At 67.9% G+C, this 24623-nt stretch carries 28 protein-coding genes and 1 pseudogene; 21 read left to right on the top strand and 8 right to left on the bottom strand.

From position 1 onward, the window contains the following. Nucleotides 1–190 precede the first annotated feature (190 nt). Nucleotides 191–2743 carry an ATP-dependent Clp protease ATP-binding subunit gene (locus ABEB07_RS35290; RefSeq protein WP_345672137.1) on the top strand — a complete coding sequence of 851 codons (2553 nt, stop codon included), beginning with the start codon at nt 191–193 and terminating at the stop codon, nt 2741–2743. Nucleotides 2744–2782: 39 nt separating this feature from the next. Here ABEB07_RS35290 and ggt read toward each other — a convergent pair whose 3' ends face one another. Beyond that, the gene (gene ggt / locus ABEB07_RS35285) at nt 2783–4594 is read right to left on the bottom strand and encodes a gamma-glutamyltransferase (protein WP_345672136.1); all 1812 of its coding nucleotides are present in this window, start codon (nt 4592–4594) and stop codon (nt 2783–2785) included. A gap of 162 nt (nt 4595–4756) precedes the next feature. On the opposite strand from ggt, the pseudogene ABEB07_RS35280 reads away from it, so the two are divergent. Next, nucleotides 4757–5095: pseudogene (locus tag ABEB07_RS35280) on the top strand (hypothetical protein); the annotation flags it as partial. On the opposite strand, the gene ABEB07_RS35275 reads toward ABEB07_RS35280, so the two are convergent. The 4 genes from ABEB07_RS35275 to ABEB07_RS35260 form a co-directional block, all read right to left on the bottom strand. Beyond that, nucleotides 4992–7025 carry a recombinase family protein gene (locus ABEB07_RS35275; protein ID WP_345672134.1) on the bottom strand — a complete coding sequence of 678 codons (2034 nt, stop codon included), beginning with the start codon at nt 7023–7025 and terminating at the stop codon, nt 4992–4994. The pseudogene ABEB07_RS35280 and the gene ABEB07_RS35275 sit on opposite strands and share 104 nt — an antisense overlap. A gap of 79 nt (nt 7026–7104) precedes the next feature. Then, the gene (locus tag ABEB07_RS35270; RefSeq protein WP_345672132.1) at nt 7105–7281 is read right to left on the bottom strand and encodes a hypothetical protein; all 177 of its coding nucleotides are present in this window, start codon (nt 7279–7281) and stop codon (nt 7105–7107) included. A gap of 202 nt (nt 7282–7483) precedes the next feature. After that, nucleotides 7484–8209 (bottom strand): hypothetical protein, encoded by a 726-nt coding sequence (locus tag ABEB07_RS35265; RefSeq protein WP_345672130.1) that lies wholly within the window; start codon nt 8207–8209, stop codon nt 7484–7486. 92 nt (nt 8210–8301) lie between these two features. Then, nucleotides 8302–8544 carry a hypothetical protein gene (locus ABEB07_RS35260; protein ID WP_345672129.1) on the bottom strand — a complete coding sequence of 81 codons (243 nt, stop codon included), beginning with the start codon at nt 8542–8544 and terminating at the stop codon, nt 8302–8304. 52 nt (nt 8545–8596) lie between these two features. Between ABEB07_RS35260 and ABEB07_RS35255 the strand changes: the two genes are divergently transcribed. Continuing rightward, nucleotides 8597–9316: a TIGR02391 family protein gene (locus ABEB07_RS35255; RefSeq protein ID WP_345672128.1), complete on the top strand. Its 720-nt coding sequence runs from the start codon at nt 8597–8599 to the stop codon at nt 9314–9316. A 251-nt stretch (nt 9317–9567) separates the two neighbouring features. On the opposite strand, the gene ABEB07_RS35250 is transcribed toward ABEB07_RS35255, so the two are convergent. Continuing rightward, nucleotides 9568–10983 (bottom strand): hypothetical protein, encoded by a 1416-nt coding sequence (locus ABEB07_RS35250; RefSeq protein WP_345672127.1) that lies wholly within the window; start codon nt 10981–10983, stop codon nt 9568–9570. 366 nt (nt 10984–11349) lie between these two features. Here ABEB07_RS35250 and ABEB07_RS35245 point away from each other — a divergent pair, with 366 nt between their 5' ends. From ABEB07_RS35245 to ABEB07_RS35200, 10 genes are all read left to right on the top strand, one after another. Next, nucleotides 11350–12291 (top strand): phage antirepressor KilAC domain-containing protein, encoded by a 942-nt coding sequence (locus ABEB07_RS35245; RefSeq protein ID WP_345672126.1) that lies wholly within the window; start codon nt 11350–11352, stop codon nt 12289–12291. Nucleotide 12292: 1 nt separating this feature from the next. Further along, complete coding sequence (locus tag ABEB07_RS35240; protein ID WP_345672125.1) at nt 12293–12556, top strand: hypothetical protein; 264 nt, start codon at nt 12293–12295, stop codon at nt 12554–12556. Continuing rightward, on the top strand, nt 12556–12816 hold the full coding sequence (locus ABEB07_RS35235) for a hypothetical protein (RefSeq protein ID WP_345672124.1): 261 nt from the start codon (nt 12556–12558) through the stop codon (nt 12814–12816). Before ABEB07_RS35240 ends, ABEB07_RS35235 begins: the two co-directional genes overlap by 1 nt. Beyond that, entirely contained in the window at nt 12813–13187 is a 375-nt protein-coding gene (locus tag ABEB07_RS35230) for a hypothetical protein (RefSeq protein ID WP_345672123.1), read from the top strand. The genes ABEB07_RS35235 and ABEB07_RS35230 overlap by 4 nt, the downstream gene beginning before the upstream one ends. Nucleotides 13188–13293: 106 nt before the next feature. After that, nucleotides 13294–13962 (top strand): hypothetical protein, encoded by a 669-nt coding sequence (locus ABEB07_RS35225; RefSeq protein WP_345672122.1) that lies wholly within the window; start codon nt 13294–13296, stop codon nt 13960–13962. A gap of 5 nt (nt 13963–13967) precedes the next feature. Then, nucleotides 13968–14753: a hypothetical protein gene (locus ABEB07_RS35220; RefSeq protein ID WP_345672120.1), complete on the top strand. Its 786-nt coding sequence runs from the start codon at nt 13968–13970 to the stop codon at nt 14751–14753. 76 nt (nt 14754–14829) lie between these two features. Further along, entirely contained in the window at nt 14830–15225 is a 396-nt protein-coding gene (locus ABEB07_RS35215) for a hypothetical protein (RefSeq protein ID WP_345672119.1), read from the top strand. Between the two features lie 80 nt (nt 15226–15305). Beyond that, the gene (locus ABEB07_RS35210) at nt 15306–15917 is read left to right on the top strand and encodes a hypothetical protein (protein ID WP_345672117.1); all 612 of its coding nucleotides are present in this window, start codon (nt 15306–15308) and stop codon (nt 15915–15917) included. 11 nt (nt 15918–15928) lie between these two features. Beyond that, nucleotides 15929–16435 carry a hypothetical protein gene (locus tag ABEB07_RS35205; RefSeq protein ID WP_345672116.1) on the top strand — a complete coding sequence of 169 codons (507 nt, stop codon included), beginning with the start codon at nt 15929–15931 and terminating at the stop codon, nt 16433–16435. Nucleotides 16436–16566: 131 nt separating this feature from the next. Next, nucleotides 16567–16779: a helix-turn-helix domain-containing protein gene (locus ABEB07_RS35200; RefSeq protein ID WP_345672114.1), complete on the top strand. Its 213-nt coding sequence runs from the start codon at nt 16567–16569 to the stop codon at nt 16777–16779. Between the two features lie 6 nt (nt 16780–16785). On the opposite strand, the gene ABEB07_RS35195 is transcribed toward ABEB07_RS35200, so the two are convergent. Continuing rightward, nucleotides 16786–17217: a YebY family protein gene (locus tag ABEB07_RS35195; RefSeq protein WP_164588585.1), complete on the bottom strand. Its 432-nt coding sequence runs from the start codon at nt 17215–17217 to the stop codon at nt 16786–16788. 47 nt (nt 17218–17264) lie between these two features. Beyond that, nucleotides 17265–17390: a hypothetical protein gene (locus tag ABEB07_RS35190; protein WP_275404921.1), complete on the bottom strand. Its 126-nt coding sequence runs from the start codon at nt 17388–17390 to the stop codon at nt 17265–17267. A 322-nt stretch (nt 17391–17712) separates the two neighbouring features. Here ABEB07_RS35190 and ABEB07_RS35185 point away from each other — a divergent pair, with 322 nt between their 5' ends. From ABEB07_RS35185 to ABEB07_RS35150, 8 genes are all read left to right on the top strand, one after another. Further along, nucleotides 17713–17940 carry a hypothetical protein gene (locus tag ABEB07_RS35185; RefSeq protein ID WP_345672113.1) on the top strand — a complete coding sequence of 76 codons (228 nt, stop codon included), beginning with the start codon at nt 17713–17715 and terminating at the stop codon, nt 17938–17940. A gap of 499 nt (nt 17941–18439) precedes the next feature. Further along, the gene (locus ABEB07_RS35180; RefSeq protein WP_345672112.1) at nt 18440–18958 is read left to right on the top strand and encodes a hypothetical protein; all 519 of its coding nucleotides are present in this window, start codon (nt 18440–18442) and stop codon (nt 18956–18958) included. Beyond that, nucleotides 18936–20210, top strand: a complete 1275-nt coding sequence (locus ABEB07_RS35175) for a PBSX family phage terminase large subunit (RefSeq protein WP_345672111.1) — start codon at nt 18936–18938, stop codon at nt 20208–20210. Before ABEB07_RS35180 ends, ABEB07_RS35175 begins: the two co-directional genes overlap by 23 nt. 27 nt (nt 20211–20237) lie before the next feature. Beyond that, complete coding sequence (locus ABEB07_RS35170) at nt 20238–20882, top strand: HNH endonuclease signature motif containing protein (protein WP_345672109.1); 645 nt, start codon at nt 20238–20240, stop codon at nt 20880–20882. Between the two features lie 77 nt (nt 20883–20959). Further along, a complete protein-coding gene (locus ABEB07_RS35165) occupies nt 20960–22519 on the top strand; it encodes a phage portal protein (RefSeq protein WP_345672107.1) in 1560 nt (519 codons plus the stop codon). 63 nt (nt 22520–22582) lie between these two features. Continuing rightward, nucleotides 22583–23287: a hypothetical protein gene (locus tag ABEB07_RS35160; protein WP_345672105.1), complete on the top strand. Its 705-nt coding sequence runs from the start codon at nt 22583–22585 to the stop codon at nt 23285–23287. Between the two features lie 105 nt (nt 23288–23392). After that, nucleotides 23393–24223, top strand: a complete 831-nt coding sequence (locus ABEB07_RS35155; protein WP_345672104.1) for a P22 phage major capsid protein family protein — start codon at nt 23393–23395, stop codon at nt 24221–24223. Between the two features lie 22 nt (nt 24224–24245). Next, nucleotides 24246–24623: a hypothetical protein gene (locus tag ABEB07_RS35150; protein WP_345672103.1), complete on the top strand. Its 378-nt coding sequence runs from the start codon at nt 24246–24248 to the stop codon at nt 24621–24623.

Below are 24623 nucleotides of genomic sequence, written 5' to 3'. Positions count from 1 at the left end.
GGCGCCCACCGCCCCGGCCGGACGCCCCGGCCGCGGCGCACCGCCCCGCCGGCTCGTCCACCGACAGCGCCCCCGCCCCCGCGGCCGCCGCCCGACATGCCGTCCCGAACCAAACGTGTCAGCGTTGCATGACCGACCCCCGACCCGGTTACCCGGCGGGAGCCACACGTCAGCGAAGGAACGGAAAGCGATGACCAGCGGCTACGTCGGCCCGGAGGGCGACCCCTTCGGCGAATTCTTCGCCCGGTTCTTCGGCGGACCCCGCCAGGGTCCCCGGCACGTCGACATCGGCAGGCTGCTCAGCCAGCCCGCCCGGGAACTCGTCAAAGGCGCGGCCCAGTACGCCGCCGACCACGGCAGCCGGGACCTGGACACCGAGCACCTGCTGCGGGCGGCGCTCGCCGCCGAGCCCACCCGCGGCCTGCTCAGCCGGGCGGGCGCGGACCCGGACTCCATGGCCGAGCAGATCGACGAGCGGTCCGGCCCCGCCCAGCAGCAGCCGGGCGATCCCCCACCGCCCTCGACCCTGTCCCTCACCCCGGCCGTCAAACGCGCCCTGCTGGACGCGCACGACATGGCGCGGGCCAGCGGCGCCGGGTACATCGGCCCCGAGCACGTGCTCAGCGCGCTCGCCGCGAACCCCGACTCCGCGGCCGGGCACATCCTGAACGCCGCCCGGTTCGCCGCCTCGGGCCTGCCGCCGGAGGCGACGGAGACCGCCCCGCCGCAGGGCGGTGAGCGGCAGCGCACCAGCGCCACGCCCACCCTGGACAAGTACGGCCGCGATCTGACCGACCTCGCCCGGCAGGGCCGTGTCGACCCGGTGATCGGGCGGGACCAGGAGATCGAGCAGACCATAGAGGTGCTGTCCCGGCGCGGGAAGAACAACCCGGTGCTGATCGGCGACGCGGGCGTGGGCAAGACCGCCATCGTGGAGGGGCTCGCCCAGCGCATCACCGACGGGGACGTGCCCGACATCCTCCTCGGCCGCCGGGTGGTCGCCCTGGACCTGACCGGAGTGGTCGCCGGCACCCGCTACCGGGGCGACTTCGAGGAGCGGCTGAACACCATCGTCACCGAGATCCGCACCCACTCCGAACAGCTGATCGTCTTCATCGACGAGCTGCACACGGTGGTCGGCGCCGGCGGTGGCGGCGAGGGCGGGTCCATGGACGCCGGCAACATCCTCAAGCCGGCCCTGGCCCGCGGCGAGCTGCACATCGTGGGCGCGACCACGCTGGAGGAGTACCGGCGGATCGAGAAGGACGCGGCGCTGGCCCGCCGGTTCCAGCCCATCCTGGTGCCCGAGCCGACCGTCGCGGACGCCCTGGAGATCCTGCGCGGACTGCGCGACCGCTACGAGGCGCACCACCAGGTCCGCTACACCGACGAGGCCCTGGTGGCGGCCGTGGAGCTGTCCGACCGCTACCTCACCGACCGGCGGCTGCCGGACAAGGCGATCGACCTGATCGACCAGGCCGGCGCCCGGGTGCGGCTGCGGGCGCGGACCAAGGGCACGGACGTACGGGCCATGGAGCGCGAGGCGGAGCAGCTCGCCCTGGACAAGGACCAGGCGGTCGCGGACGAGCAGTACGAGCGGGCCACGCAGCTGCGGGACCGGATCGTGGAGCTGAAGCAGCGGATCGCCGAGGCCGGCGGGGACGGCGAGGCGGACGAGGGGCAGCACCTGGAGGTCACCGCCGAGGCCATCGCCGAGGTGGTGTCGCGGCAGACCGGCATCCCGGTCAGCAGCCTCACCCAGGAGGAGAAGGAGCGGCTGCTCGGCCTGGAGGAACACCTGCACGAGCGGGTGGTCGGCCAGGAGGAGGCGGTGAACGTGGTCGCCGACGCGGTGCTGCGCTCCCGGGCCGGGCTCGCCAGCCCCGACCGGCCGATCGGCAGCTTCCTGTTCCTCGGCCCGACCGGCGTCGGCAAGACCGAGCTGGCCCGGGCGCTGGCCGAGGCGCTGTTCGGCAGCGAGGAGCGCATGGTCCGCCTGGACATGAGCGAGTACCAGGAGCGGCACACCGTCAGCCGGCTGGTGGGCGCCCCGCCCGGGTACGTCGGCCACGAGGAGGCCGGCCAGCTCACCGAGGTGGTGCGGCGGCACCCGTACTCGCTGCTGCTGCTGGACGAGGTGGAGAAGGCCCACCCGGACGTGTTCAACATCCTGCTCCAGGTGCTGGACGACGGCCGGCTCACCGACTCGCAGGGCCGCACCGTGGACTTCACCAACACCGTGATCGTGATGACCAGCAACCTCGGTTCGGAGGCCATCACCCGGCGCGGCGCCGGGATCGGCTTCGGCGCGGGCGGCGCGGACGCGGACGAGGAGGCGCGGCGGGAGCAGATCCTGCGGCCGCTGCGGGAGCACTTCCGGCCCGAGTTCCTCAACCGCATCGACGAGATCGTCGCCTTCCGCCAGCTCACCGCCGGGCAGTTGCGGCAGATCACGAACCTGCTGCTGGAGAAGACCCGGCGGCTGCTGCACGCGCAGGGCGTCACCGTGGAGTTCACCGACGCGGCCGTGGACTGGCTGGCGCGGCGCGGCTACCAGCCCGAGTACGGCGCGCGTCCGCTGCGCCGCACCATCCAGCGCGAGGTGGACAACCGGATGTCCCGGCTGCTGCTGGACGGCCGGCTCGGCGAGGGCGGCCGGGTCACGGTGGACGCGGAGGACGGGCAGCTCGTCTTCCTCGCCCGGGACGAGGAGCCGGCGCCCGCACCGCCGCCCGGTGAGTGACGTAGCGCCGCATGGGGGCGGGTCCGGGCCGTTCGGACGCTACGGCGCCGGGCGGACCACCATCGCGGAGCCGCCGCCCCTGCGGACCTTCTCGGCCGCCGCGAGCCACCGGCCGTCCGGCAGCCGCTGGACGCCGGTGGCCGCGCCGATCTCCGGGTTCAGCTTGAAGGAGTGGCCGATCGCCTCCAGTTTGCCCCGCAACGCGCTGTCGTAGAGGGCGGGTTCCAGTTCGGTCTGGGCGGCGTTGCGCTGGCTGGCGCGGGGTGCGGCGATGGCGTCGACCAGCGGCAGACGCCGGTCGAGGAAGCCGGTGAGGGTCTGGAGCACCGTGGTGATGATGGTCGCGCCGCCGGGTGAACCGAGCGCCACCACCGGCTTGTTGTGCGCGTCGAGCACGATCGTCGGCGAGATGGAGGAGCGCGGCCGCTTGCCGGGGCCGGGCAGGTTCGGGTCGTGCACGGCGGGGTCGGCGGGGCTGAAGGAGAAGTCCGTCAGCTCGTTGTTGAGCAGGAAGCCGCGGCCGGGGACGGTGATGCCGCTGCCGCCGGTCTGCTCGATGGTGAGGGTGTAGGAGACGACGTTGCCCCAGCGGTCGGCGACCGTCAGGTGCGTGGTGTCGTCACCCTCGTAGGTCGTCGGGGCCGCCTTGTCGCCCGCGGCGCACGCCTTGGGGTGACGCGGGTCGCCGGGGGCGAGGGGGCTGGTGAGGACCGCGTCGTCCTGGATGAGGCAGGCGCGCGAGTCGGCGTACTTCTGCGCGAGCAGCTGCTTGGTGGGGACGTTCTCGAAGGCGGGGTCGCCGACCCAGCGGCCGCGGTCGGCGAAGGCGATGCGGCTGGCCTCGATGTAGTGGTGCAGGTACTGGACCTCGCTCGCCTTCGAGAGGTCCGTGCGCTCCAGGATGTTGAGCGCCTCGCCGACGGTGGTGCCGCCGGAGGAGGAGGGCGCGATGGAGTACACGTTCAGACCGCGGTAGGAGACCCGGGTGGGCGCCTGGAGCCGGGTGCGGTAGGCGGCGAGATCCTTCCGGCTGAGCTTTCCGGGGCGCGCGTTCCAGCCCGAATCGGCCGCGACCGGCGGGTGGTTGACCGTTGTGACGATGTCCTCGCCGAGGTCGCCCCGGTAGATCGCCCCGATGCCCTTGCGGGCCAGCTCCTGGTAGGTGCGGGCCAGGTCGGGGTTCTTGAACGTCGAGCCGACGGCGGGCAGGTGGCCGCCGGGCAGGAACAGGTCGGCGGTGTCGGGGAAGTAGCGGAAGCGGGTCTCGTTGGCGGCGGTCTGCGAGCGGAAGGTGTCGTCGACGGTGAAGCCGTCGCGGGCGATCCGCTCGGCGGGCTTGAGGACGGTGCCGAGCCTCCTGGTGCCCCATTGGTCGAGGGCGGTCTGCCAGGTGGCGGCGGTGCCGGGCGTGCCGACGCTCAGGCCGCTGGTGACGGCGGTGTCGAAGGACAGCGGCTTGCCGTTCTCCAGGAACAGTCCGGAGCCGGCGGTCAGCGGGGCCGTCTCGCGGCCGTCGATGGTGTGGACGGTGCGGGTGCGGGCGTCGTAGTAGACGAAGTAGCCGCCGCCCCCGATCCCGGCGGAGTAGGGCTCGGTGACGCCGAGGGCCGCGGCGGTGGCGACGGCCGCGTCCACGGCGTTGCCGCCGTTCTTCAGCACCTCGATGCCGGCCGCGGTGGCGTCCACGTCGACGCTGGCCACGGCGCCGCCGTAGCCGGCGGCCACGGGCGCCTTGGCGGTCGGTCCCGGTCCGGCGTCCGGGTGCGCGGCGGGCGGCGCCGCCGCTCCCACCGACACCACGGCGGCCGAGACCGCCAGGACCGCCAGTTTCCGTGCGACAGGGCGACGCATCCGCACCTCCACGCTGGTTCGCAGCTCGGTTGCCTGACCGTGCGCGCAGCTTAATTCATTGCCATGGTCCCGTCAGGCGCATCAGGGACGCACCCGATCGGGTTAAACGAACCGAACACAGGTACGCCACGACTCCTTGACAAGGCGCTAGCATGCGCGGCCATGAACGACGACGTGCGCAACATCGTCCTGGGTGTGATCGCCGCCGGCGTCAGCGCCGCCCTCGGCTGGCTGGCCCGCACCTTCCTGTGGAAGCGTGGGCTCCGCCGCAAGCAGGCATTCTTCGGGCTGCCTGACAACTCCGAGTCGCTGCTGGTGGTCAACCGGGACGCGGGCGGCCCCGAACTGACGGTGACCCGCCACGACGTCTTCGCGCTCCTGGAGTTGTCGGCGCTCGTCAAGGAGTGCCACGCGGGCGTCCAGGTCGTCGCCCACGACGCGGCCCAGCAGGGCTTCGGCGAGCGCACCGAGTTCTGCGTGGGCGGACCGGCCTCGAACCGTCTCGTGCCCCGTCGCCCAGCTTGGACTCAATAGCCAGGGGGCGGATGGTCACTTCGATCTCGATGGGGTCCGGCGACCAGACCGGACTCGTCTGTACATCCTTCAGCCGCTCCATCGCCTTGACCCACGTGCCGTCGGACAACCATCGGTGGGACTGCGTCTGAAGCGATTTCGAATTCAGCCCATGCTTCGCACCCAGGTCAATCATGCGCTCGCCCGAAACCGCCTTGTCCAGCAGAATCTGGACGACCTGACGACGGTCGAGCTTCGACCGGGAGCCTCCCATCAAGGGCTTGATCAGCTCCCAGCCCTCGTCCGTCAAGACCGGAACGCCCCGCCCCGCCTTGACGAACCACTCACGGATGCCGCACGCCACACCCAGCCGGCGCGGAGCGCAGCGGACGACCTTCGCTTCGAGGCCCATAAGGTCGAGAAGTTCGGCCTTCTCGACATCCGTCAGCTCAGCCAGGTTCCGTCTGGCCGCCTCAGCCAGGCGTTCCAGTCCTTGCAGACGCCGGGTCGCGTCAGCCGCCTCGCGCTGGAAGGCCTCGGCCTCGCGCTTCAGCCTCTCCAGGCCTTCAAGCTCGTCCATGTGCGGTTTGGACGCCCTCTCGGCGGCCTCCTCGGCCTCGGCCCTGGAGAAGCCGCGACGCAGCGCCCTGCGGGCCGCTGTGGCCTCGGTGACCTCGATCAGGTCCTCGACTTCGGCAATCTGCTGATCGAGATCGGCGATGCGCTTCGTCTGATCGACACGGTCACCGGCGGTGGCGTCCAGCCAGTTCTGAGACAGGGCCTTCATACGCTCCGCGTCGCTGAGTACGCGAACGACGTCTGCCCAGACCTGCCGCTCAATGGAAGTCGCTTCGAGGTAGGGACAGGAGCACTGATCGCCGGCTCCGGCGTACGATTCCTGCCGCCCCTTGCACCGGTAGATGACCTCGGTAGGCCGGTGCTGGTGCCCTTCGTAGTACTTCCCACAGAGGCTGGTCATCAGTCCGCGAAGCAGGTAGACCCGCTCACGGGTCTTCACCGTTCTGGGCCTGGCCGCATCCGCGGCCTTCAGTTCCTCGATCTCCTCTTCGGAGAAGACCGGGGGCAGGTCGATGACGACGGTCTGGCCGAAGATCGGGTTCCCGTCTTGGTCCCGGGCAGCGGTGTCCCCGCGCCAGACGATGCGGTTGTTGAGCACCGCGTCACCCATCAGCCGACCACGGATGTTCTTCCGGGTCCACGGTCTGCCCGACCGGGTGAAGAGCCTCTTGCTGTTGAGCGTAAGGGCAACCTCCTGCCAACTGCGCTTCTCTACGAAGACCTTGCGGCCCATGCGCAAGGCCTCGGTCTCCCCTTCGCTCAGGATAAACTCGCCCGTTTCTTTCACGGTCCACCCGAAGGGGATGGTCCCGCCCGGATAGAGGCCACCCTCGGCCTTCTCCTGGATGCCGCCCTGAGTACGGTCTCGGATGTTCTCGCGTTCGTCCTCGGCGTAGTCGGCATCCTTGCGCATCTGACTGCGGCCGGAGGGCGTGGAGTTGTCGTAATCCTTCTTGACCACAGCCACGTACACGCCCAGGTCTTCGAGTTCCCACACCCATTTCCAGAACGCCCGGCCGGTGCGACCGATACCACGGCCCTCGTTGACCACAACCATGTCGAAGGGGCGGGGGGTTTTTCGGGCATCCTGCATGAGCCGCTTGAGGTCGGGCCGGTCGTCGGCCTCCAAGCTCCCTGAATACCCTTCGTCGGCGTATGTGCCGACGTGTGCCCAGCCCTTCCTCTCGATGTACCGGGCCGTCTTCTTGCCCGTATAGGCGATGCCGTAGCCCTTGGCCTGCTCTTCGGTCGAAACACGCAGGTAGTCAACCGCTCGCAACGTCAGCGTCGTTGCGGCCCTCAACACCGTACCGACGGCGCGCGTAAGGGTTTTAGTCATGTCGGCCTCTTCGCGACTGGCGAAGGGACCCTAGAAGCGGGTGTTCAGCACTCCCGGGGTCACCCATGTGGCGCAGATCTTAGAGCGCCACACCATCAGCGCGAGGACGGAAAAGGATCTCCAGCACCCTGCGGTGAGTCGCACTGTCCACCTCGTCACCCTCAATGCTGAGGTTGACCTTCGGATCAGGTGCGTCTCGGAGGTTCGTGCGCAACCACTCGCCGGCCTCTTCAGCCTGTATCTTGCCGCCGTCCATGGTTGCTCCTCGCCTGACTGTGTCGCGCTCCTGCACCCGCGCGGACTACCGACGCCGGACGCAACTTCACGAAAGCCGTCACCGCCTGAACTACTGCTGACCGCGACATATGACGGGCATGGAGGAATGCTGCCACCCAAACGGGTGACAACACAACTCCCGCTTGACGGCCCCGGAATTACTCCAGGATTTCCTGGAGAGATCAGGTGGCCTGCTCCGCCTGCCGCTCCGGCAGGGGCATCGTCAAGATCGTATTGATGATGTCGCCGGGATTGAAGTCCCGGCGCTTCGGGTCATACGTGACGAACGTACACTTGAGCTTCTCCTCAACGATGACCCGCCGCCAGAACTCGGCCTCCCGGTCGAATCTCGGGTCGCTCATCCGGTCGTACTCGACGACCAGACCGAACGTCGGCAGGTAGGCGTCAAGCACATAGTCGCCGATCTTATACTCCTCCACTACCTCGACCGGGCTCAAGGCGGCTTTCACGATGCGCAGAACCTCGGACTCCTGGGTCGGAACCACCACCAGGTCCATTCCGAGCTGTTCCGCCAGATCTCGGGCACCAGATCGCTTCGAGTAGCGCACCAGGTACTTCAGCCCCACCTCGGTCACGACAGTGGTCACGGTCCGTCCCCGAGGCCCTTCTTCGCCGAGGAGCGCCCACGGAACACGCCGCCTCGCCTGGCGGGGGATCTTCCGGTGGGCCACCGCGTACGAGCTGTATCCCAACTCACGCACGGCATCCCACAGCGAATACAGACGTTCGTCGTCTACCACAACTGAACGAATACGGCTAAGCTCGCTCACGGTTTCCCCAAACCTCGGGTGCAGCAACACCCGACTGATCTCTCCCCAGAGATTTTTAAAATCCTGAAGGCCCACCGTTTCCCTGCGGTGGGCCTTCAGCGTGCGGCCGTTGAGCATGTTAGCCGCTTGAAGTGACGGGAAGCGACTGCTCCGCTACTCGGCAATGCGTTCGCTCTAGGAATTCCCGGAGAATCCGAGCAGGACGGAATTTAAAATCCTGACCGGTGCACCTCGTCCGTGTACGCCTCGATCTGGATGCACCGGCAGTACTCCCAGCGGAGCGGATCGTCGGAGGGCAAGGCCAGTATCCGGATCGCCTCCTGGTCGTCCTGCCGCCGGAGGCCCAGGGCCCGCCTGGAGGCCTTGAGGAAGCCCTCTGCGGTCAGTTCGAAGCCGTCCTGCGTTTCCGTCAGGCCGTGGCGGCTAAGGGCCTCCTGACGCTCCTCGCGCATCACCTTTCCTCCATCTCTGAACAGCACGGCTGCTGCCCCCTACTCTCCGACTATGGATCACGCCTTCGCCATCGAGAAGTTGACCGAGTTCCTGCAAGGCGTCAACGGACACATCGACGCTGTCGAAGATCGATTGGACAACAGGACGATCGTCTGGCCGGAGTTCCCACAGCGGCTGCTGCTTCAAGAGGTCTGGGTGCGACAGATCGAGAACGCCTACACACCCAGCCTCGGGGACTATGACGCTCACGGTGAGAATGACTGGTACACCGCCCGAGCAGCAGCCATCCACGCGCTTGGGCTCGCTCAGTCGGCGGCAGCGATAGCAGAGTTCCTACGTCCCACGTCGCCAGCTTTGGCGGCCGACACCCTGCACGACTGGGTCTGGGAGCCGGCCGCTCCCCTGTGGGCCGCTGAGGCGTACCAGGACGCTGTCCTCGCCGCAGCCCGTACGGTCAACCGACGCCTTCAGCAGAAGCTGGGCCGCCATGATATCGGCGAGACGGACCTATGCATGCAGGCCTTCGATATGAAGGCACCCGCCGAGGGGAAGCCCCGTCTCCGGTTCGGCGGCAGTCGCAGCACCCCGACCTGGCGAGCCCGGCAGGACGGCGCGAAGTACACCTCCGCCGGAGCCTTCTTGGCGATCCGAGACCTCGCTGCTCACGAGGATGGGGTGAACTGGTCTGAGCAGGAGGCGCTGGAGTACCTGGCCACGTTCTCGGTCGTAGCGCGTTGGGTCGAGGAGTGCACGGTCGAGACGGCTCCGTGAGCACTTCCAAATTCCTGCTCTGACATCCATGTCTGCACGCGGCCGGGTCGCCCCATGGGGTGAAGAATGACCCACCCCCCGGAGGCACCGATGAAGATCGTGCGGCACACCTGGCCCCTGTTCCACCCAAACACCAACAAGCGCCCGGTGCTTCCCGAGCTGATGGTCGAGATCCACAAGGCCGTCGAGGAGGGCGGCGTGGTGGCCGTCCTCCTCCTCTGCGGCTGCGCCTGGCACACCGTGCTCGTGCGTCAGGCCGAGCGAACCCCCGCAACCCTCCTGCGCATCGCGGCCAAGATCTCCTGCTGCACCTCCACAGGGTGCTCCGTGAACTGCCGGGTGGTGGAAGTCATGACGCCGGAGAAGGCCCGAGCCGGTGGCTCCACCCTGCCGGGAGCGGCAACCCGGGTGGCCAGGGCCGCCAGTGTGCTCGGGACGTCCACCGGCTCCAACCACATCCCGACGTAGTCCGCGGGCTTGGCGTCGACCAAGCGGCCCTTGAGCTTGGCCAGGTCCCGCTTGTACTCCTCGGTCTCGGCCTCGGCGATGGCGTCCGAGTACGTCGCCGCCACGGCCAAGCGGTCCTTGTGCGCCCGCAGGGCTCCGAAGACCGCAAGGGCCCACTCGGGAAGCTCCCCGTCGTGCTGGGCCATCCAGGACTCCAGGGCCTCCGCGAGGCGCTCCTCGGAGCACTCCAGGACCTTCCTGCGCCACTGGGGGTCCTCGATCGCCTGGGCAACCAGCTCGCGGTGCTGGTGCACCCTGTAGGCCGCGTACCCGTGGCGGGTACCCCGGCGTCCGGCGGCCTTCGCCTTGCCGTGCGCCTTGCGCGCCTTCTGGGCGGCCCGCAGGCCGGGGCCGTTGTACCAGCCCTCCTCCTCGGCCTGCTCGTCCACGAGGCGGCTCAGGTCCACCGAGACCACGGCTCCCCGGCCCGAGGTCCGCTCGAAGCCGATCTTGTCCACCACGCGCTGGGTCTGCTTCGGGCTCAGGCCTAGGAGGCGCTGGACGTCCTTCAGCGGCACGGAGACGGGCTCGAAGCCGTAGACCACGGCGATGGCCCACCCGGCGTCTCCCAGGGCCTCTCGGTTGCCCACGGCCCGGTTGGCCCAGATGTCCCGGTCCGGCCGCAGGAGCTGCTCGTACCGCTCGATCCAGGGGCCCTCTCCCGAAGTGGTCATCTGGCCCCCATTACTCTGATCAAGATCCTTCTCCTCCTTCTCCCCCAGGGCCTCCAGGCCTTCCTTAGAGAGAGAGTTCGAAGAACTCTCCAATGTCTGATGGGGGCCAGATGACCACTTTCCCGAGGGGCCGAACGGGAGGGGCTGGACCTCCATGGGACGGCGGTCGGACTCCTCCAGGGTGAAGACGCCCCTGGAGATGCAGCGGAGGAGGGCGGATGACTGACCCTCGGCCGGGATGACTCCCGAGGTGCCCCGGTCCGGACGGCCGTACAACACCTTCCGGTCCAGACCCGACTTGGACTCGATGGCGTCGAGCCCGCGGGCATCCGGATAGGCGACGAGGCCCGCGTGGGCCCGGCACTCCTGAATGGGCACCCCGGCCATGAGGGCTCGGCGGGTGTCGTGGAGGGTGGTCTGCGGGAATTCCTGGAGATCGGTTCGACCGGAGACGTCACGGCCGCTAGGGTCGGTGGATAGCTTCATGGGTGCTCCGGATGTATGGAAGCGGACGGAGTGCCGGTCCGGAGAGGGTGGGAGAGCCCTCCTGGACCAACCGAGGAATTTAAATTCCTCCCGACGCAGCCCCTGGGTTACCAGCCCAGGGGCTTCGTTGCGTCTGCGGGCAAGGATACGCACGCGTGTAGCCCATCGGGCAACCTCTGAATTACTCCAAGGATTCTGTGTGCGAAGAATTCATGGAGCGCCACTGAAGGTGTTAGGCCCTGAATCAGAGGTGGCTATTCAACTTCACATCCGGTATATTCATCTCATCGCCACCGAGGCGATATCGACTCCGCTGGAGGCCCTGCATGGGGACCTCCCTCATGCGTTGAGTCGGAGGGATGCGCAATGTCGCAGCACCCCACGAATGAGCTGGTACTCACCGAGTCCCGCTCGATGCGAGACCAGACGATCGAGCGCACGGACGTGCTCGACAAGGTCAAGACCCTCGTCACCCTGCCGAACGGCTTCCACATCACCACGGAGATGGTGGCCACGTACTACGAGGTCCCCATCGACACGATCAAGAGCGTCGTGGAGGACAACGCGGCGGAGCTGGAGGAGAACGGCCGCAAGGTTCTCCGGGGTCCCGAACTGACGGATTTTGCGAGGCCCTTCGGGGGCCCCGCCAATCTGGGACTGAGCCCGATGGCCCGCTCCCTCGCGGTCTTCAGCCGGAAGGCGGTCCTCAACGTTGGCCAGCTCCTGACCAAGTCCGAGGTTGCCCGCAAGGTCCGTACGTACTTGCTGAATGCCGAGGAGGAGCAGCGTACCCCGCAGTTCCCTATCCCGACGTCCTTCGCCGAGGCGCTGGAACTGGCCGCCGCTCAGGCCCGGGAGCTGGAGCAGGCCCAGGCCGCTCTGGCCGAGGCGGCCCCGAAGATCGAGGCGCACGACAACCTGATCCAGTACGGCTCGAACCGGACCGCCGGCGAGGTGGCCAAGGAGCTGTCCACGCCCGAGCGCAAGGTCATGGAGAGCGAGCTGCGTCGCCTGATCGTCCACGAGTGGAAGTGGGCCTTCACGAAGACCCGGGAGTGCGGCAGCACCCAGTACACCCCCTACGCCCACAGGACCGACTACCTGGTCCTGGGCGAGGAGAAGTACCCCCACGAGACCAGGCCGAACTGCTGGCACGCGACCATGCGCATCACTCCTGCGGGCCGTGAGGCCATCCGCCGGAAGCTCGACAAGCAGAACGCCGAGCCGGCCGCTCCGGTCGCCGCCCGCGCCATCGCCCCGGCGCCCACCGAGGCCGAGATCATCGCGATGTTCCGGAGGGGTGCCTGACATGAGCCGCCAGAACGAGCTGGTGAGCGCTGAGGACATCCGTGCGGTCATGACGGACACCGAACTGCCGGTCGCCGCCCGTGTGATCTGGACCTACATCCGCGTCGCCGAGGAGCCGCAGAACAACGGCTCTCTGTCCGCCGACCTGGGACTCGGTTCCACCACCGTCTCCCGGTACGTGGGCGTCCTGCGCGAGCGGGGACTGATCCGCCGCCTGAACGGCATCTGGATGCCGCAGAGCCCCAGCCCGCAGGAGGAGTCCTGATGAGCACCACCGAGACCATGCGCGACCCCTGGACGAACTTCGTCATCGGCTACGACAGCCGCCGGGTCCAGCAGATCCAGGTCCGCGACCACATCGACGGCATCGACCTCGTCGAGACCGTCACCGTCCGCCCCCTTCGGGTCTGGGAGAAGGTCGCCGGCGGGCTGGTGGAACTCCACGGAGAGGCCGCAGAGCAGGCCCTGGAGGCCTTCTGGGTCCAAGACGACAACGAGATCAACAACGGGGAGAACGACCGATGACCACCGCCATCACTCTCGACCGCCTGATCCAGACCCGGCTGTCCGAGATCGCCGAGGACGCCTGGCGCGACCACCGCGTCATGCCCGTCACACACAGCAATGGCCGCGTCCTTCAGCTCGGTACGGCCGCCACGCGCGAGCAGTGGTACTGCCAGGCCGACCACGGACACGGGCTCTGCCACGAGACCCTGCTGACCCATGACCAGGCCTCCGGCCTCCTGGGTATGTACGCGGACGACGAACCGATCCCGCACCCGAAGCTCCCGACGGTGGAGGTCGAACTTCTCGACCCGAGCGTGGGTGGCTTCCTGCCCCAGGCGCTCTATCACCTCAGTGACGTCGTCGCCGAGTTCAAGAGGGCGCAGGACTGACGATGTCGAACAATCCGCACGCCTACGGACATGCCTTCCACGCCCTCGCCGCCGCGATCACGATCGGCTGGATCGTCCTCGTCGTTCGCGACATGCGGAGGGGCCGGTGAACGAGACCATCTGCGCGGTGTGCGACCGAGTTTCTGAGACCCGCACCTGCGTCACGTGCCAGAGCCGGATCCGCGGGCTCCTCGCCCAGATCCCCGAGCAGTTCGCCTGGCTCCACTTGAGCCGTCAGCGGCTCCTGGGAGGTGGTGGGGACGGACGGTCGTCTAAGCGCCTGCACGCCCCTACGCCGGGCGACGAGAGGGTTCTGAACATGCTGGGCCCCGCGAGCCGTCAGCCCGTCACTGACGCCGAGGACCAGGCGGGCCCCATGCCCTTCCTGGAGACGTTGGCAACCTGGTGTGAGGCCGTCGCCGACGAGCGAGGCCTGAAGTCCGTCAAGCGCCACGTGACGACCATGACGACGCGGCTGACGGCCCACCTGCCGTGGATCTTCGAGCAGGGCTTCGTGAAGGAGTTCTTCGAGGAGATCCAGGACCTCGTAAGGACCTGTCAGAAGATCACCCTGACGGAGCCCCGTCGGGAACTGCTGAAGGGCGTCGCGTGCCCGTCATGCGATGGACTGACCTTGGTCCGGTACTTCCCGGGCGACTGGGCGGCCGAGTGCACCCTGTGCCCGTCGGTCCGCTTGGACGAGCGCGACTATCGGGCGCTCGTCCAGGACATCGTCAACACCGTCGCCATCAAGGCGATCCCCCCGGAGGTCTGACGCCCGTGCGTCTCCGCAAGAGCCCCGCGACCACGAAGGCCGTGGGGCCTTCCCCGTCTCCGGCTCCGCTGTCCTGGACCGACCGGACACTCCTGGCGGTCGCCCTGGTCGCCGGGATCGCGGTGACGGCAGCCGGCGAATGGGAGCTTGCCCGCCAGGTCGGCATCTCCCGGACGGTCGCGCCTCTGCTGGCCGTCGTGATCGACGTCTACGTGCTCGCCGCCGTACGGGCCGCCAAGGGCCGGGACATCGCCGCCGCCCTGACGATGATGGGAGGAGCCCAGGTGGCCGCCCACCTGCTCAGGACAGGACACATCAGCGCCTCGGTGGCCTTGGTGGCCGCCGTCAGCCTGGTGGCGCCTGTCGTCATCTGGCGGGTTCACGCCCTCGCGGGGGCCGGTAGAGCCGTCATCGCCCCCGAGGTCCCGAAACCCACCATGGACCTCACCCGGGTCGGCACTCCCCCGTGGAAGCCCTCGGCGCAGAAGTGGCCCCTTCCCCTCCAGCCGCCTGCGCAGAGGCCGATCAGCGCCGCTCCGACGGGGGGCTCGGGAGTGGTGACGGCGGTGGTGGACCAGAAGCCGGAGAAGGCCCCCGAGATCCCGCAGAAGCCCACGGCCGACGTTATCGTCCGGCGGCTCTACGACGAACTGGGAGGGAGACCCGCGACCCGGCACATCCGTCAGGCCCTGGCTGACGCCAACCTCCCCAGCTCCGACGGCTCATGCCGACAGGCCCGGCTGAGGGTCGAGCACGAGGAGCCGGAGCTGAAGGAGCTGCCGCCCGCCTGACGGCATCGTGAGGCAGGGCGATGGGAAGGGTTGGGGAACTATGGTCGGGGCCAAGTAAAAGCGGCACACTGATCCGATGGCATACGACTTCTCCAAGGGTGCGCCTGCACCCCAGTCTGAAGCACAGGTCTTCAAGGGCTACGTCGCGACTGTGTCGCTCTACGCGGATCGCGCCGAAATCAAGCGCAAGCTCATGGGGAAGGTGACCGGCGCCAAGGACTCCGTGATCCCTCTCGGCGACGTCATCAAGGTGCAGTCCAAGGAGCCCACCCGCCTCGTGAACGGGTACGTCCAGCTCGCCACCGAGCAGGATCGCGGGCAGCTCCGGATCGCGACCGCCGAGGCGGAGAAGGCCATCGCGAACAACTCCCGCACCGTGCTCTTCACGTGGAATCAGCGAGAGACATACGCCGCGTACCTAGCGGCGGTTACGGCCGGGGTACAAGCGCAGGGCGGTAACCCCTTCGGATAGGCCCCGCTCCCCGGGAGCCGGCCGCCATGACTTGACGGGATCAGCCCCACGGGACTGGTCCCGTCGGCATGATGATCAGCATGCAACCAGAAGTCCTCTCAGGCCTGATCGGCTTCGGCGGCGCCCTTGTGGGTGGTGCTGCCTCGTTCGGTGGCGTCTGGCTCACCCTGTCCCATCAGCGGAAGCAGGCCCGGGAGGCCCGTCTTCTGGAGATCGGTCAGGTGGCTGCGGACAAGGCCCTGAACGAGCTGATCTCGCTCGGAGAGTTCCTGGGATCGGTCAGTGGTGACGTTGCCACGATGCATACGGACGAGAGGGCGTCATACCTCGACACCGTCTTCGGCCACATGCAGAACGTCGAGAGGGCCGTAGCCCGCATCCCGGACCGGGACCTTCGTGACCGCGTGAAAGCCCTCCTCATCGTCATGCGACGGTTCAGGGCTGCCGGAGTCCGGCACTTCTTCGCGGTGAGTTGGCTCGCGGAGCTGACGGACGAGCTGACCGACCTCCTGTCGGCCTACATCCGTTCCGATCCCCTTCCGCCCCTCTCCGAGCGCACGGAGGAGAAGCAGCGCCGGGCTGTCCAGCACGAGCTGAACCAACGGCGCCGCCTGGAGCAGTTGCACGACCCCGATCCCGCCAACGTCGACCCGCGAGAAGAGGACGACACGTCCTCACCGTCAGCGGGCTAGGAGGCAGACGCGTGGGACCGGAGATGGTCGCGGGGCTGTTCGGACTGGGCGGTGCTCTCGTGGGCGCGGTGGTTTCCACAGGAGCCGTGATCTGGCAGCAGCGGAAGACCGCCCACGAGGCGGAGCGGACCCACCTGCTCGGCCTGTCGGAGACGGCGGCCAACGAGGTGATCCGGCTGAGCTATGAGCTTCAGGACCACTTCGCCGAGGACGTAGAGGTGGACCCCTTCGGCAGCGAGCACTGGACCTGGGTAGCGCGCCTCGAAGAGCTGAACCGATCTCTGGAAGAGCAGGCCCTCAGGTTCGCCGACCCGAAGGTGCGGTACCTCCTGGCATGGATCAACGCCGAGATACTCCGTGACCCTGTCAGGCTCAGCCGGGACGAGAACGGGTGGCCGACCGCTCCGTACCGCACCATCTGCGCTGACCTCAGGACCGTCATGGGCACCGTCCTGCGGCGACAGCCATTTCCTCGGAGCATATGGAGGAACTACTCGGACTCGACACCCCCATCATGATCCCGCGAGGGCGGGTACTTGCTTTCCCTAACGAACGACTGCATAATCGAACACAGCAGGACACGTACGTCCTCGCGCAGGCCCTGACGCCCAAGGCGGACCGGGGCCTTTCGCATGTCGGGAGGGCTTCAGTGGAGGACAACGAACTCTGGCTGACGGTCCGAGAGGCCGCAGAACTGACGAGCGTCAGCCCCCAGACGGTCTACAGCTGGATCCGCCGAGGACATTTGACAGTCGAAGGCCTCGACCACCGGGGCCAGAAGCTCCTTCGGCACATCGCCGTCGCGAAGGCCGAGAAGGCCACCCAGGCGAAGGCCCAGCGCGTACTGGTCCCGGCGGCCTGAGGCGGGTCAGCAGAGGCTCAGGCCCTTGTCCAGCACCTCGGAGATGTCGACCTTCAGCCCGTTGCCCAGCGTCTCGTCATCCGCCCAGATCGGTTTGATCTCCGGATACCCCGTGTCCTTGGCCGTTCCGTTCACGGCGTAACGCGGACCGCCAGGCGGCTCGAACGTGACTGCCCCGCCCTCGCATCGCAGAACACCGGCACTGACAGTGAACGGCCACTCCGTGAACCGCGAAGCCGTCACTGCCAGGCCTCCACTCGGGGCCTCCACCCCGGAACCGCTGTCCCGCGAGGGCAACTCCGTGCTGTCGATGGTGTCTGAGCTGCTGCCGGTGTCCGAACCGCTCGGCCAGCACGACGCTGCTATCACCATCACGATCACGATGAGCACCCCTGCGCCTATCCACTCATCACGGCTGTACTGACGTCCCTCGCTCATCGGGCCCCATCCATACTTTGACCTGTCACTGACCCCACCGCCTGACGTCAGGCGCGCTTCACCTCGATGAGGACGCGCTCCGGCGGCATCCCCGTGGAGAAGACGATCCGTTCCCGGGCGATGTCCTCGACCTCTCCCAGGTGCCTGCACGTCAGGAAGGTGCCACCCCCCATGCGTATGCTCCAGCCGTCCCGAGTAGGCGTGACTGTGACCGTGTAGGTCGTCGTGGCGACCATGGCCGGGTCCAGAGGGGCCGCGGGCCTCCGCTTCGGCTCCTGCGGAACGAGTCGCAGCATCCGGCGCAGCCACATGGGAAGGCCGACCTGACTCTGTCGCCGTGGAGCCGGCCTGCGCCCCCTGCGGCTTCCACCCAGACGCCCCGACACCCTGACGGGCCCCACCCCGATCGAGATTCGCATCCCGGGAGCATAGGGGCGACCGTCAGCGTGCGTCACGGGGTCGTCAGTCTTTGAACTGCCACACCACGGAGCCCCGATGGCCGCCGTCCAGAACATCAACCTTTTCACCCTGTACGCAGACCTGGTGACGATGACCGACCCCGGAGAGAGCGATCCGTCCAAGACCGTCCTGACGATCACGGCCGGAGAGCTGACGGACTTCGCCGACGCTGTCAGAGCCCAGGAGCGCTGCCTGACGGAAGGTGGCGACGAGGATGAGGCCTGGGAGACCGCTCGGGCCCACTACAACGACTCCCAGCTCTAAGCCGGACGCCTGGCGTCAGAAAGCCCCAGCCAACTGCTCACCGGCTGGGGCTTCCCCGTTCGCGCACCTACCTACCAAGGCCAGGAGAGCCCCCCGAGATCACAGATACCCACACGCTCTTGGGCTTCCGTTCCTTCTTCGGCTCCGCATCGAGGCCAGCCATGTCCCACCACTTGATCTGCTGACGCGCTGCGGCCCTGCTCTGCCTGCCTCGCGCCACAGCCGCTGCCGTAGCCTCACGCCTCTCTCGGGCAGCGATCAGAGCAGCACGCCGCTTTTCCTGCGCCGCAGCCTTGAGCGCCCGCTGACGCCTACTGGCACGCATCGAGACTCACCCCCAGCGCATCCCCGTTCAACGTCTCACGCTGTGCCGATGGTCCAGGCATTCGCTCACCCCCAGGCCTGACAGTGTCCAGGATCAGCGGCACGAGCACCAGACGCCGCGTCAGATCCTGACCGGTCACCCGTCATCCCGTGCGCGTGAGGGGGTGAGCCGGCCATGGCCCGAACCTTCTCCGCCCAGGACGAGCAGCGTCTCCGCCAGCTCCACGCCGACGGCGTCAGCAGGAACGAGATCGCCCGTCAGATGGGATGGTCCGTCGGCACCATCACGAACCACGCGCAGCACCTCGGACTGTCCTTCGACCGGGAGGCCGTCAGGGCCGCCACTGACGCCCGTCAGGTCGACCTCAAGGATCAGCGTCAGCAGGCCCAGCAGCGGGCCATGGACCACTTCAACCTGATGCTGGACCGAGCCCAGGGCCGCTACCGGCTGACGGGCTTCGACCACATCGGCAACTTCGTCTCCCAGTACGTCCCCGAGCCCCCGGCCAAGGAGGCCAAGGACCTCACCACGGCGGCCATGCAGGCCCTGAACGGGGCTCTGAAGCTCGCCCAGGTCGACGCCGGGGACAACGGCCGGGAGAACGCCCGCGGACTGCTGGCGACCCTCGGGGAGGCCATGAGCACCGCTGCCCGGGAGCTTGGGGGCGACGATGCCGACGAGTACGGCTCGTAGCACCCAGTTCCTCCTGGAGCGCTTCTCCCCCAAGCAGATCCTGTCCATCGCGGCGGCCACCCGGCGGATCAACGTCTGGGAAGGCGCGGTCTCCTCGGGCAAGACCATCGCGTCGGCGTGGGCCTGGATGATGTTCGTCCCCACCGCGTCCACCACGGGTGAGCTGGTGATGGTCGGCAAGACCAAGGACGCCCTGTACCGCAACGTCCTCCAGCCGATGATGAACCCGGAGATCTTCGGGGAGCTGGCCGCCCAGGTCGAGTACACGCCGGGAGCGGTCACCTGCCGCATCTTCGGCCGGCTCGTCCACGTCATCGGCGCCAACGACATCAAGTCCGAGAACAAGATCCGGGGCATGACGTGCGCCGGGGCGTACGTGGACGAGGCGACGCTGCTGCCGGAGCCGTTCTGGGACATGCTCCTGACCCGTATGCGCGCCGTCGGGGCGAGGATCTACGCCTCCACCAACCCGGACGCGCCCACGCACTGGCTGAAGGCCAAGTTCATCGACGATCCCGTGCAGCGGGCGTCCATGAAGGTCTTCTCCTTCGAGCTGGACGACAACGTTCATCTGGACCCGGCGTACGTCGCGCACATCAAGGCCAGCAACGTCGGGTTGTTCTACAAGCGCTTCGTCCTCGGCCAGTGGGTCGCCGCCCAGGGCGCGATCTACGACATGTTCGACCACGCCACTCAGGTGGTGGACATCGTCCCGATGATCCGCCGCTGGGTCTCGGTCGGCATCGACTACGGTGCGACCAACCCGACCCACGCGGTCCTGATCGGCCTCGCCGACGACCGCCGGCTCTACGTCGTCTCCGAGTACCGCTACGCGAGGGGCACCGCCAACGTCACGCTGACCCAGGCGGATACGTCCCGCCGGATCATCCAGTGGCTGGACGACGTGCCCCAGTACGGCCGCGTACGGCCCCAGTTCGTCGTCGTGGACCCGAGCGCGGCCAGCTTCAAGACGCAGCTCCACCAGGACGGCCTGAGCCCTGTGGCGGCCGACAACAGCGTCCTGGACGGCATCCGCCTGGTGTCCAACCTCCTGGCGAACCGGCAACTGATGATCCACCGCTCATGCCGTGAGCTGCTCAAGGAGATGGCCTCCTACACCTGGGACCCGAAGGCCGCCTTGGACGGCCACGACGCGCCCCTGAAGCAGAACGACCACGGGGTCGACGCTTTGCGCTATGGACTTGCTACGACACGCTCTCTCTGGTTCCACCAACTCAGGAGAGCCGCATGAGCTGATGCACTGAGATACTCTCTTTGCATGGCAGGCAACGTTGAGGTCGTCGTCTTCAAGGGCGTCAAGTTCCGTCGCTACCCAGAATCGAAGAACTGGGCTGAGCGCGCCTACTTCACTCCGGGCATCGCCGACCGACAGAAGGGCGTACGCAGACTCCACGAGGAGATCTGGAAGGCGCACAACGGGGAGATCCCCGAGGGTTCGCACATCCACCACCGCGACCACGACCATCTGAACAACGCGCCGGCCAACCTGATGTGCCTTACTCACCAGGAGCACCGACGGCATCACGGCGATGGCCACCGTGGGCAGTGCAGCGACGAACAGCGTGCGCACTTGGAGCGCATTCAGCCCATGACGGCCGCGTGGCACGGAAGTGATGAAGGCCGAGCATGGCATTCCGAGCACGCGCGGAAGCAGTGGGCCGAGCGGCAACCCACTCAGTACATCTGCGAGCACTGCTCAGGCAAGTTCGAGACCACGGACCAGAGCAAGGTCCGGTTCTGCTCCAACAAGTGCAAGGCCGCCTGGCGTCGCGCCTCGGGCGTCGATGACGTCGACCGCGTCTGCGCCTGGTGCAGCACAACCTTTCGGATCAACAAGTACTCGAAGGCCGAGACGTGCTCCAAGTCCTGCGGGATGAAGCGGAGTCACGCGCGGCGTAACTGACCTGACCACCCGCGGCCTCTGGCACCACCAGCTCGCGCGGGCCGCCTGACACACAACAGCACAGCGGAGGTGATCCGATGCCTCTGCCTGCTGGTGGAGAGGTGGCCTGGCCGCCTCCCGAGCTGGACCCGGTGGCCAGGAAGCTCACCGAGTGGTCGGCCTGGTACAGCGGGGACGGCGACGCTCTGGTGTCGGTCTACAGCCTCGCCGGCTCGTCGACCACGCCCCTGTCCCAGACTTTCTTCCAGAGCGACAAGGCGTACGGTTCCCCGGGCCCGGCGACGGCCGCCAGGACCTTCTGGGGCCAGCCGCTCACACCGGGGACCGTGCGGACCAAGCTCCACGTCCCGGTCGCCTCGGACATCGCCGAGCTGAGCGCCAACCTGCTCTTCGGCGAGATGCCGACCTTCACGTCCACCGATAGCGCCACCCAGAAGGCCCTGGACGCCTTCCAGACGGACGGCATGCACGCGTCCCTCAGGGAGGCCGCGGAGACCACCTCGGCGCTCGGCAGCGGCTTCCTGAAGGTCGTGTGGGACGAGTCGCTCTCGGACCGCCCGTGGCTCTGCCCGGTACCACCCGAGCAGGCAGTCCCCACGTGGTCCTGGGACCGCCTCCTGGGCGTGACCTTCTGGACCTGTCTTCACCAGGACGACGACTCCACGATCCGGCTCCTGGAGTGCCACGAGATCGGTTCGATCTCCTACGGGCTCTACGAGGGCACGCCGACCGAGCTGGGCGAGCGGATCCCGCTGTCCTCGTTCGAGGGCACCCAGCACCTCGCGCAGCTCTACGGCGAAGCGAGCGTGATGCTCACCGGGCTGCCCTGGCTCACGGCCGCCTACGTGCCCAACGTCAAGCCCCACCGGATCTGGCGAGGCATCCGCTGTGCCGCGAACCTCGGCCGGTCGGACTTCTCCGGCATCGAGCTGCTCATGGACGCGCTCGACGAGACGTACACGAGCTGGATGCGGGACGTCCGCCTCGGCAAGAGCCGCATCATCGTTCCCAGCTCGATGCTGGACACCGAAGGGCCTGGCAAGGGCGCACGGCTCGACCTGGAGCGCGAGGCGTTCGTAGGCATGGAGGGCATGCTCAGCGACCCGAACTCCTCCGGCATCACCCTGAACCAGTTCAACATCAGGGTGGCCGAGCATCAGGCCACGGCCGAGACGCTGTTCGAGCAGATCGTCTCCAGCGCCGGCTACTCGGTGCAGAGTTTCGGCGGCAAGGGCGACGTGGCAGCCGTGACCGCGACAGAGGTCCAGGCCCGCAAGGAGCAGAGCCTCAACACCCGGTCCCAGAAGATCCTGTACTGGCGCCCAGCGCTCCAGCACCTCTTCCAGGCCCTCCTGGGCATCGACCGGCAAGTCTTCGGCCACCGGTCCGCTCCGGAGGCCGGGATCGACGTGGCCTTCCCCGTCGCCGTCCAACCGTCCATGCAGGAGCAGGCCCAGACGCTGTCCCTGCTCGCGACTGCCGAGGCGATGTCGATCTTCCTGCGGGTACAGACCCTGCACCCCACGTGGACCAAGGCCGAGGTGCAGGTCGAGACCGACCGAATCCTGGCCGAACGGCCGAACAAGGCCCCGGCGGCAAGGCCCGCCCAGGTCCAGCCGGCCATCCCTCCGCAGTAGCCCGAGCCCGGTCGCCAAGGCGCGGCCGGGCCCTTCGACGAGCGTCACAAGGAGGACGACGTCATGAGCACCCCCACCGAGCCGAACCCCCAGCAGGGCGCAGGAGACGCGGGCAAGGCCCCGGAGTCCCAGAACCCCGACCAGCCCCAGGACGGTCAGCAGGCCGTCTCCCAGGGGCAGGGCGAGGGCGGCACCGGCAAGGCCCCGAAGTTCGAGGGCGAGTTCGACCCCCAGAAGGCCGCGCGCCTGGTCGAAAACCTCCGTACCCAGGTGGACGACGAGAAGACCAAGCGGACCGCTCTGGAGACCCAGTTCTCCGAGTTCATGGGCAAGTTCGGTCAGCTCTTCGGTGCCGGTGGGGAGAAGAAGCTCACCCCCGAGGAGATCGCCCAGAAGGCCACGGAGTCCGACCAGAAGGCCCGTGAGGCCACCGTGAAGCTCGCCGTGTTCCAGACGGCCGGGAAGCACGGCGGCGACCCGGAGTCCCTGCTCGACTCCGCCTCCTTCGCCAAGGCGATCACCAAGCTCGACCCGACGGCCGACACCTTCGCCGCCAACGTCGAGGCGGCCATCAAAAAGGCCGTCGAGGCGAACCCCCGTCTGAAGGCCCAGGCGGCCCAGCCGGCTCCCGCCAAGGGCGGCTTCGACATGAATAACGGCAGCGCTGGCAGGCGCCAGCTCACGGCCGTCGAGGTGTCCAAGCTCAGCCCCGAGGAGCTGGTGAAGGCCCGCCAGGACGGCCTCCTGAAGGACTACCTCGCCTCCTGACGAGACGCACCCAGGGCCCTGCGGCTGGCCCGGCCTCGTCACCCCCGGCTGACGCACGAGGTGCGAGGCCGCGTCCACTAACCCCTCTGAGACCGAGGAGAACTTATGGTCTTCAAGCCCGAGGTGTGGGCCGCTCAGGCCCTCGTCTCCCTCCGCAAGGCCCTGGTCTACGCAGGCCCGCAGATCGTGAACCACGACTACGAGGGCGAGATCAAGAAGGTCGGCGACACCGTCCACATCAAGATGCTGGGCGACGTCACCGTGAAGACCTACACGTCCGGTCAGGACATCACGTACGAGGACCTGCCGGACGCCGAGGTGACCCTCAAGGTCGACCAGGCCGACTACTTCGGCTTCAAGGTCGACGACATCGACCGCGCCCAGGCGGGCGACGAGATGGCCGCTCGGACCGACGCAGCCTCCTGGAAGATGGCCGAGAAGGTCGACTCGTACGTGGCGGGCCTGTACACCCAGGCCCAGTCCGCGAACGTCCTGCCCGCCACCGCGATCACCAGCGGCGACGCGGCGTACAACGCGCTGGTCGACCTGAAGGTCCGTCTGGACGAGTGCAACGTCCAGACCAACGGCCGGTACGTCGTCGTTCCGAGCTGGTACCACGGTCAGCTCCTGAGGAGCCCGGACTTCATCAACGCCGAGAAGGCGGCCGACGGAGGCGCGGCCCTGCGCAACGGCCAGGTGGGCCGTGCGGCGGGCTTCGACATCCTCATGTCCAACGCCGTCCCGGTCATCTCCGGCGACGACTACGCCGTGATGGCGGGTGTCAGGGACGCGATCTCCTTCGCGGACCAGGTCACCGAGATGGAGACCCTGCGCCTCCAGAACACGTTCGCGACCGCCGTCCGTGGTCTCCATGTCTACGGCGCGAAGGTCATCCGGCCGGACGCTCTCGCCGTGCTGACCGCCTCCAAGTCCTGACGAAACCCTGAGAGGTATCACCATGGCGCGTACCGCTGTGCCGCTGTCCAACCTGGTGGGCAACGGGAGCCTGGCCGACCCGGCCGGGACCACCCTGGATGCCACCAACGACCACTCGATCGACGTCTCCGTGGCGCACCCGGAGGAGATCCTCATCCGGGTCACCAACACCGCGGGTGCCGACCACACCGTCACTGTCAAGGCGGGCGGATCGAACCCTCCGGCCTGGCGTGGCGGTCAGGGCGACGTCACCGCCACCGTGGCGGCCACCTCCGGCGCCACCTGGATCGGTCCGCTGTCCAGCTCGCGCTTCCTCCAGGCGGGCAACGTCCTGTACGTGGACATCGAGTCGGGTCACACCGGCAAGATCACGGTCTTCAAGGTTCCGCGAGGGATCTGA

Origin of the sequence: Streptomyces similanensis, assembly GCF_039543625.1 — a bacterium.
Lineage (GTDB): Bacteria > Actinomycetota > Actinomycetes > Streptomycetales > Streptomycetaceae > Streptomyces > Streptomyces similanensis.
This window is presented reverse-complemented; position numbering and strand designations above follow the sequence as displayed.